The following is a 16711-nucleotide window of genomic DNA, read 5'->3' as shown; positions in this document are numbered from 1 at the left end:
CCCGTGGGCTGCTCCTCCGCGCCGGCCCGTGCACTGGCCAGGCGCCGAGGCACCGGGGATGTACCGGTGAGCCCACGGGCCGGGTGACTGCTATGGATTTCGCCTGCCGGAGGCCTGGGGCCTCACCCTGCGCAGGCAGGGGCGGCTCTAGCGAGCAGCCACCTCACGCATCCTGGTGTAACTCAACTCAGGATCACCTCCCTTCAGTGTGCTTGCCAGCCTAGGCAGCACACCGGCGGGAGGCAACGGATTATTTCGAGGTTCCGCGCCCCGGGGGCTCCGCTCAGGCGGGCTTCTTCATCTGGTCCTTGAACTTGCTGAAGTCGATCGTCTGGTCGGCCGGCGGGACCTGGATGGTCAGCGGCTTGTCGTAGTTGCTGAAGCCGATCTTGCCGTTGCCGTCCTTGGCGCCGCTGTGCTCGATCTGCACCGGGTAGGGCTTGCCCTCGGTGGCGACCTGGAGGGTCGAGGACTCGCCCTGGGCGTCGGTGGTCTTCAGGCTGAAGGTCTTCACGCCGTTGACGTCGCCGGCGGAGCCCTTCTCGGTCTTGCCGCTGACGCCGCCGTCGGCGATCTTCTTGCCGAAGTCGCCCAGGTCGCACATCTTGGTGAGGGAGCCCATCGACGGGTCGCTCTCGAAGCCGGTCAGGTAGCGGCCCTTGAACATCTCGGCGGCCTTGGCACCGTTCGGGCCGCCCGCGTTGGTCCAGAACGCGGTGTCCGGCTTGACGTACGAGGTCTTGCCGTCGCTGATCATCTCGAACTTGCCCATGCCCGGCATCCCGATGGTGCCGGTGCACTGGCTCTTGTCGTCCATCGACAGGTCCAGCTCCATCGCGCCCTTGCCCGTGTCGATGGTGCCGGCCATCCGGAGGGAGGTCGCGGTGGCCAGGGCGTCCTTGGCCTTCTTCTCGATCTCCTGGGCGCTGAGCTTGTCGGTGTCGAGCTTCTCGGCGGAGCTCGCCTTGGTGTCGCCCTTGGCGTCCCCGCTCTTGCCGTCGCTCTTGGAACTGCCGCACGCGGCGGTGCCGCCCACCAGGAGGAGGCAGATCGCGGCGGTACTGACCAGGCGCTTCGACAGCATGTGGTGCTTCCTGTCCGGGGACGGCCCGAGCAGCCCCCAATTCGGATGAATTTTTCATCAGTATGAGTGAGGGATCTGACAGGTGATCGACAGACGGGCCGCCGTTACAGCTTCGTGGCAGGACCGTGCTCCGACGGTGCCCGGGAACGCGAAAGGCCCGGAGGAAGATCCTCCGGGCCTTTCGGCTACTGAGTAGCGGGGACAGGATTTGAACCTGCGACCTCTGGGTTATGAGCCCAGCGAGCTACCGAGCTGCTCCACCCCGCGTCGGTGAACACAACAATACGGGGAAGTCGCCGGGATGGGAAATCGCTTCTTCAACCAGCTCGTCGGCCGGCTCCCGAACCGGCCTCTCACCCGGCCTCGGCGGCCCGCCGCCGCCCGCGCGCCGGGTGCCGGGCGGCGCGGGATCTCGTCCAGGCCGCGAAGCAGACCAGCGCGGCGAAGCAGGGCACCATCAGCGCTCCGTACACCACCAGGAAGCCGTCCGTGCCGAGGTCGGCGGCGGCGTTCCAGGTGCCGTGCAGCGTCATCGCCAGCAGCAGCCCGGCCGGCACCGCCAGCCGGGCCAGCCAGCGGCGCGCGGTGGTCAGGGCGACGGCCAGGCCGATCCCGGTGAGCGCGGTGAACAGCGGATGGGCGAAGGGGGAGAGCAGGGCGCGCAGCACGAAGGTCTGCACGGTGCTGTCGAAGTCGCGCAGGCTGGGCGGGTCGCCGAGGCCGATGCTGTCCAGCCGCTGCCGCTGGTCGCTGGTGTAGGCCCGGCCCAGGTAGAGGGCGTTCTCGGTGAACGCGAAGCCGCAGGCGGCCATCCCGCCGAGCACCACCCCGGCGGCCAGGGTGCGCGGCCGGGAGCGGGGGTGCGGCCCGCCGCCGGAGGGCGGGGCCGGGCGCAGGTAGGGCAGCGGCCGCAGGTACGGGCGCGGCCGCGGTCGACCGGGGCGCGCGGGCAGCCGGTGCAGCAACGGCGCGCAGGGCCGCCCGGTGTGGCGGCCGCGGCAGTGCAGCCGTCGGCCGAGCGGGAGCAGCAGCATCAGCAGGGCGGTGGCCTTGGCGCTCTCCTCGATCACCGGGGTGGCGATCCCGGCGTCGAGCAGTCCGCCGAACGCGCCCCGGTGCCGGGTCAGGTAGTTCGCCGTCCAGTTGTTGGCCAGGATGGCGAGGGTGGTGGCCGCGAAGGCACCCCAGCCGAGGCAGAACACGGTGTGCCGCAGCGGCACCCGGGCGGTGAGGTTGAGCCAGGCCAGGCCGCCGAGCACGAACGGCAGCGGCACCATCGCCAGGCCCAGGCCGACCAGCAGCCCGACCGTGCCGGTCTGCCGCTGGACCAGGTGCAGGATCAGCACCCCGCAGCCGAGCAGGGTCAGGACGGTGGTCGCGGTGACGGAGGAGACCGCCGTCGGGCGGCCGCGCGGGGCCGGCGGGGCGTTCGAGGACGGGAGGAGCGCGGCGACCGGCCCGGGCAGCGGCCGGTGGGCCCGGTGCCTCCGGGGCCCCGGGATGGTCCGGGTGCCACCGGTGCTCGGGGCCGTCTCCGGTGCGTCGGCGGCGGCTCGAACAGTCGTCCGATCATTCGTTCGGGGCCGGTCGCCGGACGGGCTGCCCATGCGGCACAGGGTAGGCCACGGCGGAGGCCCGTCGGGAGGACCCGGGACGAACCGGCCACCGTGGGAACTTCCGAACGGCCGCCCGGAGGCGGCCCGTTCGAACGCTGAGGACGGGTCAGCGGCGGCGGAACAGCAGGTCGTGGACGACGTGGCCCTTGGCGATCCCGGCCCGTTCGAACTTGGTGAGCGGGCGCCAGTCCGGCCGCGGGGCGTAGCCCGGAACGCTGCCGTCCGGGTGGTCCGCGGGCTCCAGCCAGCCGGTCCCGTCACCCTCGGGGTGCAGGTTCTCCAGCTCCGGCGAGGCGGACAGCACCTCCAGCATCTGCTCCGCGTACGGCTCCCAGTCGGTGGCGCAGTGCACCAGGGCGCCGGGGGCGAGCCGGGGCAGCACCAGGTCGAGGAACTCGGCCTGGACCAGCCGGCGCTTGTGGTGCTTCGGCTTGGGCCACGGGTCGGCGAAGTAGACCCGCAGGCCGGCCAGCGAGGCGTCCTGGAGCATGTCGCGCAGCAGGATCACCGCGTCCCCGGCGGCCGTCCGCACGTTCTCCGAGCCGTCGCGCTCCAGCATGCCGAACAGGTTGCCGTGGCCCGGGGTGTGCACGTCGGCGGCGAGGATGCCCATGGCCGGGTCGGCGGCGGCCATCGCGGCGGTGGTCTCGCCCATGCCGAAGCCGATCTCCAGGGTCACCGGCAGTCCGCCGAACAGCTCCCGCAGGTCCAGCGGGCTGCCGTCGATCGGGATGCCGTACCTCTCCCAGCTGCGGTCCAGGGCGCTCGCCTGGGCGTTGGTCATCCGGCCCCGGCGCGGCTGGAAGCTGCGGATGCGACGCTCGCGGTGCTGGGCCTCGGTGGCCTTGTGCGGGTACATCGGCGCGGGGTAGGCGGCCGGCGCGGCGGACAGCCGGGCGGACGGCGAGGGCTGGGGGATCGGGGCGGTGGCAGTCACAATCAACCGAGTCTACGGGGCGGCCGGGGCTCTCCGACCGGGCCTGTGACGGGGCTCATTCCGCCTCCGCCGGGACTCGGGCCCGCCTCCTCTCCCGGCGCCCGCCCGTCCGCGTTCGCCCGGGCTCAGGCCGGGGCGACGATCACCGCCCGGGCCCGTTCGGTCAACTCCCGTACCCGGCGTTCACCCTGGAACGGCTCCAGCCGCCGCAGCATCTCCACCACGTACTCCCGGCTGCGCTGCGAGGAGATCCGGCCGGCCACCTCGACGGCGCGCTCGCCGGCGGCGAGCGCGGCGTCCAGATTGCCCGCCTCCGCCTCGGCCATCGCCGAGACCACCAGCCGCAGGCCGTGCGAGCGGACGAAGCCCTCGGTGGGCGTGGCCAGCGCCTCGCGGGTGAACTGCCGGACCTTGGAGGGCACTCCGAGGTCGCGGAAGCACTCGGCGGCGTCGGCCGCGAGCCGGTCGTAGGCGTAGAAGTCGATCCACGCCGGATCGGGATCCCCGGCGCGCGCCCGTTCGAGTGCGCTCTCCGCCGCTCCGAGCGCCGTCGCACACGCCGCGGCATTGCGGGCCTTGGCCTGGGCCCGGGCCTCCACCAGGTGGAAGAAGCTCATGGTGCGGGCGGTGGCCAGGCCCCGGTTGCGCTCCAGTGCGGCCTGCGCGAGGTCGACCGCCTCCTCGGCGAAGCCCCGGTAACCGGCCTGGAGGCTCATCGAGGCCAGCACGTAGCCGCCGAGCGGTACGTCGGCGGCGGCCCGGGCGAGCCGCAGCGCCTGGATGTAGTAGCGCTGGGCGGCCTCGTGCTGGCCGGTGTCGAAGGCCATCCACCCGGCCAGCCTGGTCAGTTCGGCCGTCGCGCCGAACAGCGCCCGGCCGACCGCGTCGCTGTACGAGGCGAGCAGCAGCGGTGCCGCCTCCACCCGCAGGCACTCCGGCACCATCGACGAACGCCAGTCCCCGCCACCGTACTTGGAGTCCCAGCGGCGGGCCTCGTGGGCGGCCTCGCGGAGCTTGGCGGCGTCCGAGTGGCCGACCCGGTAGGAGGAGGTGTCACTGGGGGAGCGCGGCGCCTCGCGGGCCACCGAGCCGTCCGCCGGGGTGATCAGCCAGCGGGAGACGGGCGTCGCGTAGGCGGCGACCGAGAAGGTGCCGGCCAGGCTGTCGCTCCAGCGGCCGCCGCCGGGGCCCCGGCGCAGGTCGAGGTCGACCCGCCACAGGTCGGTGGCGGAGCGGACCGCGTCGGCGACCTCGCGCGGGAAGGCCAGGCCGAGTTCGGGCGCCGGGTCGGTGTCGCCCAGGCCGATCTCCTCCAGCGGGACGGGCCGGCCGAGCTTGCCGCCGATCGCGGTGGCGATCAGGTGCGGGACGGGCCCCTGCGGGACCATGCCCTTGCTGACCCAGCGGGCCACCGAGGTCTTGTCGTACCGCAGGGTCAGCCCGCGCTGTGCGCCGAGGTCGTTGACCCGGCGGGCCAGTCCGGCGTTGCTGATCTGGGCGAGGGTCAGGAGCGTGCCGAGCCGTTCGTTCGGTCCTCGTGGGCTGACGGTCATGGTGGCGGCGGCACCTCCTGCGGCCTTGTGCGCGGGGCCCGGGCGGCACCGGGCCGTAGCTGCTGTACCTAGAGTAGTCGGACGCGTTCCGACGGTTAAGAGGTCGCATTCCGGATGGCGGGATCGCGCACTCGCCGACGCCGCACGGAAGTTGGTCCGGACCGCTCGGATCCGGCCGTCCTTCCCGCGCGCCGGAGCCCTGTGCTCCGGTCCCGTGTTCATGTGCGCCCGGCCGTGCTCCCTGGCCCGACCGGCTGGTCGGCGATTCGCTGATGCCCGTGGGTCGGCCTGCCGTCGAGGACCCGGCGGGCCGGGGAAGCCGCCGCCTCAATCCCCGCGGGCGGCGGTGAAGTCCGGGAGGGCATGCGGATGCCCTCCCGGGCCGGGCGATGCCTTTCGGCCATCTCGCGATGCCCATGACAAAGGCATTCCCGGGCGGTCCGGGCCGGGGAGGGGGAGGCCCGGCCCGCCCCGCCCCCGGAGTTCGTGAATGATCGAACTCTCCTTCAGCGCACGGGACTTGCCCGCCGCCCGCGATCGGCCCCGGCCGTGCGGGACCGGGCCCGCACGGCCGGGGCCGCCGTCGAGCGCGCGGTTCGAACAGAGACGGAACCCGGAAACACCGGCCACGGTGGCGTCCCGCGGTGGCACGATGTCTCCTGACGGTGCGTCGAGCTGCGGGGGCGCGCCGGGACGCGCACGGGCCGCCACGGCACACCCGCCCGGCCGCCCGGCGGGCGGCGAGCGCGCCACACGGGAGCAGGACCTCGTCCGGTGGAGGCGCGATGCGGTGGCTGACGGGCTGGTGCACGGGCACGCCGAGCGCGGGCACCCCGGCGCACGAGACGCCCGGCGGGATCGCGCCGATCGCCGCACGCCCGCTGTGGACCGGGCCCGACCCGCTCTGGGCGGTCGGCGACTGGCGCCCCGCGGAGATCCGCCTGGTCACCCTCCGCCCCGGGGCCGCCGCCGTGGTCAGCACCGGCCCCACCGCCCCCGACCAGGCCGAGGACACCCCCGCCACCTCCCGGCTCGCCGTCCTCGGCCACTGCGGTGCCAGCGACGCCGAACTCGCGGCCGGCCTCGCCGCCGCCCGCGGCGGCGCCGTCCGCCACCTGACCGCCTGGCCCGGCAGCTACACCGTCGTGCTGCGCTCCGGCACCCGCTCCACCCTGCTGCTCACCGACCTCGCCGGCGCCCAGCCCGTCTTCCACACCCCGTGGGGCGGCGGCACCGCGTACGCCACCGCCGCCCTGCCACTGGCCGACCTGGTCGGCGCCCCGCTGGACACCGGCCACCTCGCCGCCCGGCTCGCCTGCCCGGAGTCCCCCGAGGCGCTCGGCAGCGGCACCCCGTACCTGGGCGTCCAGCGGGTGCCACCCGGCCATGTGCTCGGCATCCGCGGCGGCCGCCCGTACCTGTCCGGCTACGACGACCCGGCGGGCTCCGAACAGCCGCGCGACGAGGCGCCCGCCGTCCGCGAACTCACCCGCGCCCTGCTGGAGTCCGTCCGCTCCCGGGTCCGCACCACGCCGACCCCCGACCGAGCCGGGCGGACCCGGCTCGGCGTCGACCTCTCGTACGGGACGGCCTCCGCGACCGTCGCGCTGCTCGCCGCCGCGGTACCGCTGCCGCCGGTGCCCACCGCCGTCGGGGCCCGGGCGGCCGAGGCCGCGGCCAGGAGCGGCGCGGTGAAGGGCTCCTGGGCCCGCGCCGCCGCCCAGGGACCCAGCGCCCCCGAGCAGTTGGCCGCCGTCACGCTCGGCGAGACCGAACCCACGGCCCGCCTCGCGCTCACCCCCGACACCCCGCGGCTGCGGCACACCGTGCTCGACCCCGGCCCGGACACCCTCCCGTACGCCGGGCTGGGCGCCGACCCGCAGACCGGCCGGCTCACCGACGAGCCCGGGCCCGAACTCGTCGCCGCCGCCCGGGCCGAGGCCCGGTTCGACGCCGGCGGCACCGACCACCTCACCGGCTACGGCGCCCGGCAGGTCCTGGACGGGCACCCGGCCCGGCTCGCCGACCTCATCCGGGCCGGGCGCACCCGCGAACTCCTGCCCCCGGTCGCCGCCCTGGCCGGCGCCGACCGGGCCGCCGCGGGCGTCCTCACCGGCACCCTGCGCACCCCGCTCACCGTGATCCGGGCCGCCCACCGGCTCTCCCGGGTCCGCTACGCCGAGGCGCTGGACGAAGCGGCCGCCAAGCTGACCGCCCGGCACGTCCCGGACGGCGGCGGTACGGCGGGGGGCCGCTCGGCCGTCGACCTCGCCTGGTGCGTGCCAGGCCCGGCCGCCCGCTGGCTCTCCGACGAGGCACTCTCCTCGGTGGCCCTGCGGCTGCGCCTGGCGGCGCGCAGACCGGCGCCCGAGGAACACCCCGGCGCGCACCGGGCCCGGCACGCCCTCTACCGGCAGGCGCGCTCCTTCCGCACGCTGGTGCACGCCGCCGAACAGCCCGGCCAGCGGCTGCACGCGCCCTTCCTCGACAACCAGGTGGTCCGAGCCGCCCGGCTGCTGCCCGACGACATCCGCCTCCAGCCCGGCGCCCGCCACGCCCTCCTGCACGCCGTCCTCACCGGCGCCGGCCGCACCGACCTGCCCCCCGACTGGGGCCGCGGCCCCCGCCCCGACCGCACCGCCCCCACCCGGGCCGGCCTGCGCCTCGCCGCCGACGGCCTCGCCGAACTCTTCGACGCCCCGCTGCTCGCCGAAGCCGGCCTCATCGACCTCCCCGCCGTCCGCGCCGACCTCGCCCACTCCGCCGACCCCGCCACCCCCCTCCCACCCGCCGCCCTCGCGGGCCTCGCCGACCTCGTCTCCACCGAACTCTGGCTCCGCCGCGTCCACGCCCGCCGCCACGGCGGCTGCTGGACCGGCCTCCCCACTCCCCGCCTCCCGGCCCTCACCCCTTGACCCGGTCCGCCGGGCCGCCCTCCCGGCCGCGTTCCGTCGAGAGCCCGCGCCCGCACTCGCTCCGCCGCTACGGCGCGCCTGCCCGCCGTCCCCGGCCCCGCCCGCCGGTCCTCTCCCCGCTGCCCCCCTGCGGCGCGGTTGCCGGGTGCTGGTCGGCGGGCCGGTGATGATGGCGGGGTTGTGGACCCGGCGTGAGGAGGATGTGCGGTGGCCGGTGGGAGCGCGGGGCGGGAGGTGCCCGTCGTGCTGTCGGTGCTCGGGCGTCCGCCGACGGGGCGTCCGCCCGGCGTGCTGGCGGCGTGCGACGGGTCGGACGGCTCGCTGTGGGCGCTGGACCGGGCGATGACGGAGGCCGAGGTGTTCGGCCTGCCGCTGTACGTGCTCGCCGTGGTCAACCCGGCGCCGGCCGGCTACCCGCCGGGGATGGCGGAGCTGGTGCAGGAGAGCGTGGAGACGCTGGTCGAGAGCATGGCGGACGGGCTGCGCCGCTCGGTGGCCGCCGTGCAGCGTCAGCGCTCCACCCCGTACGCGGGGGAGCTGTCGCTGCACGTGGTGCTGGGCAATGTGATCGAGGTGCTGCTGGCGGCGGCGACCCGGCAGCACACGCTGGTGATCGGCACCCGGGGCAACGGCGGCTTCACCCGGCTGCTGCTGGGCTCGGTGAGTTCCGCGGTCGTCCACCACGCGGCCTGCCCGGTGCTGGTGGTCCCGGCGCCGCCCGCCGCCTGACCCCGCCGCCTGACCCCGCCCCCGCGGCCCGGGTGCCGGGAATGTACCGAGATGGTTCATCGTTCACCCATCTCGTACTGTTCCGATCGAGACGCCCTGGAGTCACCCGCAATGAAGGTCGAAATCTGGAGCGACGTGGCTTGTCCGTGGTGCTACATCGGCAAGCGCCGCTTCGAGCAGGCCTTGGCGGACTTCCCGGGCAGGGAGCAGGTCGAGGTCGTCTACCGCCCGTACCAGCTGGTCCCGGACGCCCCCGCGACGGCGAGCCCGCACCGCGCCTGGCTGGCCGAGCGCTACGGCCCGCAGTCGGTGGCGATGGACGCGCGGGTGGCCGAGCTGGGCCTCGCCGAGGGCATCACGTACGACTTCGACGCCGCGCTGCACGCCAACACCTTCCTGGGCCACCGCCTGCTGCACCTCGCCGAGGTGGAGTACGGCCCGGCCGTCCAGGGGCGGCTCAAGGAGGCGCTGCTGAAGGCGCACTTCACCGACGGCGTCGACGTCGGCGACCGCGCCGCGCTGACCGAGGTCGCCGTGGCGGCCGGCCTGGACCGGGCCCGGGTGGCCGACTACCTGGCGGGCGACGAGGGCACCGCCGAGGTCAACGCCCAGCTGGCCGAGGGCCGGTCGCTGGGCATCAACGCCGTGCCGACCTTCGTCTTCGAGGGCAAGTGGGCGGTCCAGGGCGGTCAGGACGCCGAGACCTTCCGCAAGGTGCTGGAGCAGGTCGCCGACGAGATCGGCGAGCGCCGCCCGGCCCTCGACCAGGTCGCCCCGGCGGGCGAGGCCTGCGCGGACGGCTCCTGCGCCATCTGACGTCCCGGCCCAAGAGCCGAGAAGGCCCGCTCCAGGACTCCCGGAGCGGGCCTTCGTCATGTCACGACGGCCACGTCACGAGCAGCGGAAGCGGGCCTGCGCCCAGTCCGCGACGTTCAGCGCCGACCAGATCCCGTTCACCGGCGTGACCACCAGCCTGACCGAGGTCTGCCCGTTCAGCGGCACGTGCACCGGCACCGCGCCGTCGCCGGCGGACAGCGCGTGGGAGCGCCACAGGGTGCGGCCGTCGCCGCCCTGGACGGAGAAGACGACTCCGCCGGGCGACAGCGTGGCATCGTCCACCCCGGCCAGCGCGTCGAAGGACGTGCAACTGCGGTTGAGGTCGATCAGGGTGGTCGCCGGGGCGTGCACGGTGATCGTGTGCGGGTGGTAGGTGCCGTCGATCCAGCCGCCGTCCCGCTGCCAGAACTTGTCGCTGCCCTTCTGCCGGATGCTCGGCTGGTCCGGCGGCACCCGGTTGTTGCCCGGCTTGAGCACCGGCAGCGCGTTGCCCCAGAAGTCGCTGAGCACGGGCGGGATGGGCGCGCTGGCGGTCGGCGTCGGCGTCGGCGTCGGCTTCGGCGTCGGCTTCGGTGTCGGGGTCGGCACCGGCGGCACGGTCGGCAGTTCCACGACCGGTACGTCGGGCAGCGGCGGAATGGTCGGCAGGGGCGGCAGCGTCACGACCGGGGGAGTGATGGCCGGCACCGGCTCCTCCGGACTGTCGGCCACGGGCGTGCTCGACTCCGGCGCCCGGGTGGTGGCGGGCGGCGGTGCGGGCGCGGTCTTGGCGGCCGGGGCGCTGCCCGAGGGGCCCGGGGCGGGTGCCGCCGGGGCCGCGGGTGCGGCGCCGGCGGGCGCCGGAGCAGGTGCGGGAGCCTGGGCCGCTGCCGTCCCGGCCGGGGGCGCGGGCGGCGCCGGGGCGGCGGCCGGAGCGGTGGCGACCGGGGGAGCGGCCGCCGGGGGCGCCGGCTCGGACGAACCGGTGAACGCGTAGGCGGCGACAGCGGCCGCGGCCACCGCCATGGCGGCGACGATCCCGGCCTTGGCGGCGGTGCCCAGGCCCTCGCCGACCGCGCCGGCACCCGCCCCGGCCCCACCGGAGGCCCCGCCGGCCGCACCGGCGGCACCTGCCGCACCACCGGCACCGGCCGTCCCGGCGGCCGCCGCGCCGCCGGCAGCCGCTCCGCCGACCGCCGCGACACCGCCGACGGTGGCCGCCGCGGCGCTGAAGCCGCCGACGCCGAGCCAGACCAGCACCCCGCCGGGCAGCAGGGCGCGCAGCCCGGTGTTGATCTCGGTCAGTTCCAGGCAAGCGGCGGTGCAGCGGTCGCACTCCCTGAGGTGCCGTCCGACCTCCGCCGAGGCCCGCTTGCGCAGCGAGCCGCGCGCGTACGCCCCGAGCCGGTTGGCGTAGGCCTCGCACCCGCTGTCCTGGCTGCCCGAGACGTGCGCCTGGAGGAACGCGGCGGCGAGCCGGTCACGCGCTCGGTGGGCCTGGACGGCGGTGGCGTTGGCGGTCTTGCCGAGCATCACGGCGACGGTCTTCGGGGACTCCCGCTCGACCTCGGTGTGCCAGAGCACCACCCGGTCGTCCTCGGGCAGTTCGGCGTAGGCCCGCATGACCATCCGCTGGTCGGCCATCGCCATCGCCCAGGCGTCGGCGCCCGGGTCGGCCAGGTCGACGTCGACCACGGCGGCCGAGGTCTGCGCGAACACGGCGAAGTCGTCGACGAGTTGCTCGCGCCGCTCACTGCGGTGCCAGGCGGCGGCGACGTTGCGCACGGCGGTCAGCAGGTAGGCGCGGACGGCGAACTCCGGGCCCTTGCCCGCCCGCAGCGCCTGGAGGGTGCGGGCGAACACCTCGCCCGCGAGGTCCTCGGCGGTGAAGCTGTCCCGGCAGCAGGTGCGCGCGTAGCGGCGCACCGACTCGGCGTGCCGGCGGTAGATCTCCTCGTACGCGGTGTCGTCCCCGGCCCTGACCCGGGCGGTCAACTCGGCGTCGGAGGCCGGGCGCTCGCCGTCCACCGGGTCGGCGGGGGCGGGCACGGTCGGCCGGGCGGTGCGGCTCCCGGTGAACCGTTCGCCGACGAACGCCTCGGGGGCGACCCCGCCCAGGCCCGCGGGGGCCTGCCCGGGCACCCGGCCCGGGGGCAGCGGGGAGGCGGAGAGCGTCTCGCGGCCGGGCATCCCGCCCTGGTCGGGAACGTGGCCGGCGGCCGAACCCGCTGCGGAGCCCGGCACTTGGGCCGCCCCGCCGAGGCTGCACGGGCCCGCGGCGGACCCCTCGGCGCTATGACCGGAGAAGCCTCCGAAGTCGAGGCCGTACCCGTAGTCGTTCTGTTCCTCGGCGCTCACAACGGACCCCAGATTCCACGACTGCCCCCGTAGCGTGGAAGGGCGCGCGGGAGTGCGTGGGCGCACGGATCCCCGGTGTACGGCGCCGACGGCGCGCGAAGGGCGCGCATCGGGACATTGGCTCCAACCACGGGCAAAGGATGGCATAGCGCAGGGACGGGCGGTAGCCGGACCGGCCATCTACCACTCCTCGGAGAGGCTGTTGCGGAGGCGTTCACCCAGCGTGCGACGGCGGGGTGTGCGGCTCCCGCACCCGGCGCGCGCCCATGGCCCGCGCGCCGGTCATCCCTTCAACTCCGTTGCCCGCCGGGCGTGGCGGCCCGATCGGCCGACCGGCCTCAGCGCGCCCGCAGGCCGTCCAGCAGGATCTGCAACAGCCGGTCCGAGGGCCCGGCGGCCGCTTGACCGTCCGTCTGCGGAGAAATCGGCGAGAACCCGCCGGCCGCCGGAGCGGAGACCGACGGACGGGCCGCGTGCACCGGCACCGAGGCCGTCAGCACCAGCACCACGTCCGACACCGTGACGCCCGGCCGCAGTTCGCCCGCCGCACCGGCCCGCGCCACCAGGGCGGCCAGCAGCTGGAGCAGCAGCCGGGGATCGGCGTCGGCGGCCGAGGGCTCGACCACCCCGCCGGCCCTGGCCTCCTCGCTGCGCAGGTCGAACCGGACCGCGGCGGGCGGTTCCGGCGCCCGCTGCTCGGGCACCCGGCCCAGCTCCTCCGCGTACCGGAACGCCTCCGGCGGCAGCAGCCGGCCGGCCCCGCTGCTCACCGCGCGGGCCAGGTAGCCGGCCAGCGCGTCCCAGGCGCCGTCGCCGCCGTACAGCGACTCCCGCGCCTGCGCGGTCAGCCACGCCACCTCCTCGGCGGCGATCCGCTGGACCAGCACCTCCTTGCTCGGGAAGCGCCGGTAGACGGTGCCGACCCCGACGCCCGCACGGCGCGCGACCTCCTCCATCGGCGCGCCGTAGCCGAACTCGCCGAACACCTCGCGGGCCGCCCGCAGCACGCTCTCCAGGTTCCGCCTGGCGTCCACCCGCAGCCGGGCCCCGGGCACCGGCACGGTGGCCGGTGCGGGCTCGGCCCGGTACGGGACGGCCGAGTAGCCCACCCCGCCCTGCGGCGGCAGGTCCACCGGGCCTCGCTGCTCGGGGACCGTTCCCGGCCCGGCCTGCGGTGCTCCCGCCCGCCCCAACACCTGCTCCTGCTCCATCATCCCAACTCTCCCCCGCAGGCGTCCGAATCCGGACCCTGTCGTCGCCCGCCCCTGCACCCCCCGGTGCAGCTCAGCTCGTCAGAAGTGACCCGATGACCCATTGCTCGTGCCGCCCGTCCCGTTCCGGTGACCACGGTTCGTGCCGCCGTGCCGGGTCCACGTCCGGCTCGGCGCGTCGGCACCGTCCGGGGCCCTGTCCGGGAACTACCCTTCCCCGGATGACCGTGCCCCAGTCGGCTTCTCACGCCAACGCTGGAACTGGCCGTAATGGCCGCTCCACGGTGCGTCGCCGCCGATTGTCATGGCGACGGCCGCCCCGGTACACAATCCGACCATAGTTCACCACTGTTCGCGGCCGAAAGTGCGTCAGAAAGTCGCCCAGTAAGCACAACTGGCCACGGAGGCCACTCGCGTCGCAACCCGCCCCGTACGGACTGTGGACAAGACCACCCCCGTCGGTCCTTCATAGGGGGGCGTGTCGGGGGGCCACCCCGGGCCGCGAAGCCGGGACGAAACGTCACATCGGCAGGAGGTGCACCATCAGGATCCTGATCGCCGGCGGCGGCTGCGCCGGAACGGCCGCAGCGCTCCACCTCCAGCGCGCTCTACGGGAGCGGCTGCGGCGCGGCGAGGTGGAGATCACCGTCGTCGAGCCCCAGGCCTACTTCACCTACCACCCGCTGCTGGCCGAGGTGGCGGCCGGCTCGATCGACCCGAGACACGTGGTCGTCCCGCTGCGCCGGGTCCTGCCGGACTGCCGGGTGCTCACCGCCCGGATCACCCGGATCGAACACGCCGCCCGGCGCGCCCTGGCCGACGCCGCGGGCCCCGGCGAGGCCCCCGCGCCGGTCGAACTGCCCTACGACGTCCTGGTGGTGGCCCCGGGCTCGGTCTCCCGCACGGCGCCGGTGCCCGGCCTCGCCGAACACGGCCGCGGCTTCTCCACCGTGGGCGAGGCGGTGGGCCTGCGCAACCACGTCCTGGAGCAACTCGACCTCGCCTCCGCCACCCGCGACCCCGCGCTGCGCCAGTCCGCGCTCACCTTCGTCTTCGTCGGCGCCGGTTACGCGGGCGTCGGCGCCCTCGCCGAGCTGGAGGACATGGCCCGCACCGCCATCCGGGGCTACCACAACGTCGGCGTCGAGGACCTGCGCTGGGTCCTGGTCGAGGCGACCGACCGGATCCTCGCCGAGGAGTCGCCCGAACTCGCCGAGCACACCCTCGGCGAACTCCGCGAACGCGGCGTCGACATCCGGCTGGGCACCACCTTGGAGTCCGCCGCGGACCGGGTCGTGGCGCTCTCCGACGGCAGCCGGTTCGGCGCCCGCACCCTGGTCTGGACAGCGGGCATTCGGCCGTCCCCGCTGCTGCGCGAGACCGACCTGCCACTGGACGCCCGCGGCCGGGTGCGCTGCCTGGCGACCCTGCAGGCCGTCGGACCGGACGGGCGCGCCCTGCCCGGCGTCTGGGCGGCCGGCGACTGCGCCGCCGTACCGGACCCGAACGCGGACGGCGCCCCCTGCGCGCCCAACGCCCAGCACGCCTTCGCCCAGGCCGCACTGCTCGCCCGCAACGTCGTGGTGGCGCTGGACGGCGGACCGCATGCCCCGGGCCTGGCCGACTACCGCCCCGGCCCCGCCGCCTGCTCGACCTCGCTCGGCCCGCGCCGCGCCGTCGCGCACACCCGGCGCGGCGGCAAGCTCACCGGCCGCCGGGCCTGGTGGCTGCACCGGGCCCGGCACCTGCGGCGGCTGCCGACCGCCGAACGCCGGGTGCGGGTGCTGATGGACTGGATGCTCGGCGGGGTGTTCGCCCGCGAAGCGGTCTCGCTGGGCGCGATGGAGCATCCGCGTTCGGCCTTCGAGGAGGGGTTCGACCCGAGGTTCGGACGGCCGTCCGACGCCGGACCGGATGCTCCCCGGTGACCGCCCCCGTCGATCCGGGCCGGCCACCGGCCGTGCGCCGGATCGGAGGGCGAACGGGACGGGCACGCCGGGCGCGCGACTTCCGGAACCGGGCCTCCGCCTGACAGGATCAGCCCCGACCTGGTCATTACCCCGTGTGCTGCTGCGCGCACAAAAAGTGATGATATGACTGGAAAACGAGGAAGCGGCCGTCGTTTGAACCTCATGCGCTGGAGCGCCCGGCTCACCGGAGTCCCCTGGCGTGCCGCCCTGCCCACCGGCACCGGCACCGAGGACGGCGCGCCCTGCCCCGACGGCGTCGTCGTGCCCAGCCCCCGCGACCCGAGCGGCCCCGCCGCCACCGTCGAGCTGCTCGACCCGCACAAGCCGCAGAACCTGCGCGAGGTCCTCAACCGCATCCCCGCCCCGGTCGCCGTCACCTACGGCCCGCTCCACCAGCTCGGCTACGCCAACCGTGCGTACCGCGAACTCTTCGGCGACCGCCCCACCGGACTGCCGGCGGCGGAAGCGCTCCCCGAGCTCGGCAGCATGGGCGTGCTGCCCCTGATGGACCAGGTCATCCGCGGCGGCCGCCCGCGCAGCGTCAAGGCCCGCTGCATCCTCGGCCTCACCGGCAACCGCTACTACAACGTCTCCTGCGTCCCGCTCGGCACCGGCGAGAACGGCGAGGCCCCGGCCGAGGGCCAGCCCACCGGCGTGCTGATCTTCGCCGCCGAGGTCACCGACCAGGTCCTCGCCGCCGCCCGGCTGCGCGAAGCCGAACGCCGCCAGCGCGAGGCCGCCGTCACCCTCCAGCGCAGCCTGCTCCCGCAGAAGCTCGACCAGCCGGCCGGCCTGCGGGTCGCCGCCACCTACCAGCCCGGCGGCGCCGAGGCCGCCGTCGGCGGCGACTGGTACGACGTCATCGCCATCGACGGCGGACGCACCGCGCTCGTCATCGGCGACGTGATGGGCCGCGGCCTGCGCGCCGCGGCCGTCATGGGCCAGCTGCGCACCGCCGTGCGCGCCTACGCCCGGCTCGACCTGCCCCCGCACGAGGTGATGCGCCTGCTCGACGGCATCGCGATGGAGATCGACGCCAACCAGATCGCCACCTGCACCTACGCCGTCTGGGACCCGCGGCGCCGCACCCTCTCCTACGCCTCCGCCGGACACCTCCCGGTTCTGCTGCGCTGCCCCGACGGCACCATCCTGCGCAGCGAGGAGCAGAACGGCCCGCCCCTGGGCACCGGCGGCGGCCTGCACGTCTCCCACACCCTGCGCCTGCTCCCCGGTACGACCGGTGTCCTCTATACGGACGGACTGGTCGAACGTCGCGACGAGGACATCGACCAGGGCCTCGACCTCCTGGCCCGCACCCTGGCCGGCGCGATCGGCGCCCCCGAGGTGGTCTGCTCCCGGCTGCTGCGGGCGATGGGCGTGACCTCCGAGCACGACGACGACGTCGCGGTGCTGGCCTTCCAGCTGCCGGCGGAGGAGGAAGCCGAAAATCCGGTTGCGCCCGACGCAACGGTTGACTCGGCCCGCCCGAAGGTCTAGTATTCTTCGAGCTGCCTGACAGGGG

At 75.4% G+C, this 16711-nt stretch carries 10 protein-coding genes, 1 tRNA gene and 1 pseudogene; 5 read left to right on the top strand and 7 right to left on the bottom strand.

The window, feature by feature from the left end; translation table 11 throughout:
• Window positions 1-283: 283 nt before the first annotated feature.
• The 5 genes from QWJ13_RS07875 to QWJ13_RS07855 all read right to left on the bottom strand — a co-directional run bounded on the left by QWJ13_RS07875 (window position 284) and on the right by QWJ13_RS07855 (window position 5190).
• A complete protein-coding gene (locus tag QWJ13_RS07875) occupies window positions 284-1084 on the bottom strand; it encodes a hypothetical protein (protein WP_316521788.1) in 801 nt (266 codons plus the stop codon).
• A gap of 193 nt (window positions 1085-1277) precedes the next feature.
• Window positions 1278-1351 (bottom strand) — tRNA-Met (locus QWJ13_RS07870).
• 86 nt (window positions 1352-1437) lie between these two features.
• Entirely contained in the window at window positions 1438-2691 is a 1254-nt protein-coding gene (locus QWJ13_RS07865) for a PrsW family intramembrane metalloprotease (RefSeq protein WP_316521785.1), read from the bottom strand.
• Between the two features lie 115 nt (window positions 2692-2806).
• Window positions 2807-3637: a tRNA (guanosine(46)-N7)-methyltransferase TrmB gene (trmB, locus tag QWJ13_RS07860; RefSeq protein WP_316521783.1), complete on the bottom strand. Its 831-nt coding sequence runs from the start codon at window positions 3635-3637 to the stop codon at window positions 2807-2809.
• Between the two features lie 125 nt (window positions 3638-3762).
• A complete protein-coding gene (locus tag QWJ13_RS07855; protein WP_316521780.1) occupies window positions 3763-5190 on the bottom strand; it encodes an NsdA family TPR-like regulatory protein in 1428 nt (475 codons plus the stop codon).
• A gap of 785 nt (window positions 5191-5975) precedes the next feature.
• On the opposite strand from QWJ13_RS07855, the gene QWJ13_RS07850 reads away from it, so the two are divergent.
• The 3 genes from QWJ13_RS07850 to QWJ13_RS07840 all read left to right on the top strand — a co-directional run bounded on the left by QWJ13_RS07850 (window position 5976) and on the right by QWJ13_RS07840 (window position 9650).
• Entirely contained in the window at window positions 5976-8105 is a 2130-nt protein-coding gene (locus tag QWJ13_RS07850; protein WP_316521778.1) for an asparagine synthase-related protein, read from the top strand.
• 207 nt (window positions 8106-8312) lie between these two features.
• Entirely contained in the window at window positions 8313-8834 is a 522-nt protein-coding gene (locus QWJ13_RS07845; protein ID WP_316521777.1) for a universal stress protein, read from the top strand.
• A gap of 111 nt (window positions 8835-8945) precedes the next feature.
• Window positions 8946-9650, top strand: a complete 705-nt coding sequence (locus QWJ13_RS07840; RefSeq protein ID WP_316521775.1) for a DsbA family oxidoreductase — start codon at window positions 8946-8948, stop codon at window positions 9648-9650.
• A 75-nt stretch (window positions 9651-9725) separates the two neighbouring features.
• On the opposite strand, the gene QWJ13_RS07835 is transcribed toward QWJ13_RS07840, so the two are convergent.
• Both QWJ13_RS07835 and QWJ13_RS07830 read right to left on the bottom strand, forming a co-directional pair.
• A complete protein-coding gene (locus tag QWJ13_RS07835; RefSeq protein WP_316521773.1) occupies window positions 9726-12008 on the bottom strand; it encodes a sigma-70 family RNA polymerase sigma factor in 2283 nt (760 codons plus the stop codon).
• A gap of 338 nt (window positions 12009-12346) precedes the next feature.
• Window positions 12347-13222 (bottom strand): TetR/AcrR family transcriptional regulator, encoded by an 876-nt coding sequence (locus tag QWJ13_RS07830; RefSeq protein ID WP_316521771.1) that lies wholly within the window; start codon window positions 13220-13222, stop codon window positions 12347-12349.
• Between the two features lie 521 nt (window positions 13223-13743).
• Between QWJ13_RS07830 and QWJ13_RS07825 the strand changes: the two genes are divergently transcribed.
• Together QWJ13_RS07825 and QWJ13_RS07820 are read left to right on the top strand one after the other, a co-directional pair.
• Window positions 13744-15147, top strand: coding sequence for an NAD(P)/FAD-dependent oxidoreductase (locus QWJ13_RS07825; RefSeq protein WP_316523916.1), 1404 nt, complete (start codon window positions 13744-13746; stop codon window positions 15145-15147).
• Between the two features lie 195 nt (window positions 15148-15342).
• Window positions 15343-16665, top strand: a pseudogene (locus QWJ13_RS07820) (SpoIIE family protein phosphatase); the annotation flags it as partial.
• Window positions 16666-16711 lie beyond the last annotated feature (46 nt).

Source organism: Kitasatospora brasiliensis (assembly GCF_032654805.1).
In the GTDB taxonomy this organism is placed as follows: domain Bacteria; phylum Actinomycetota; class Actinomycetes; order Streptomycetales; family Streptomycetaceae; genus Kitasatospora; species Kitasatospora brasiliensis.
The sequence above is the reverse complement of the archived record's forward strand: the minus strand, read 5'-3'. Positions and strand labels throughout refer to the sequence as shown.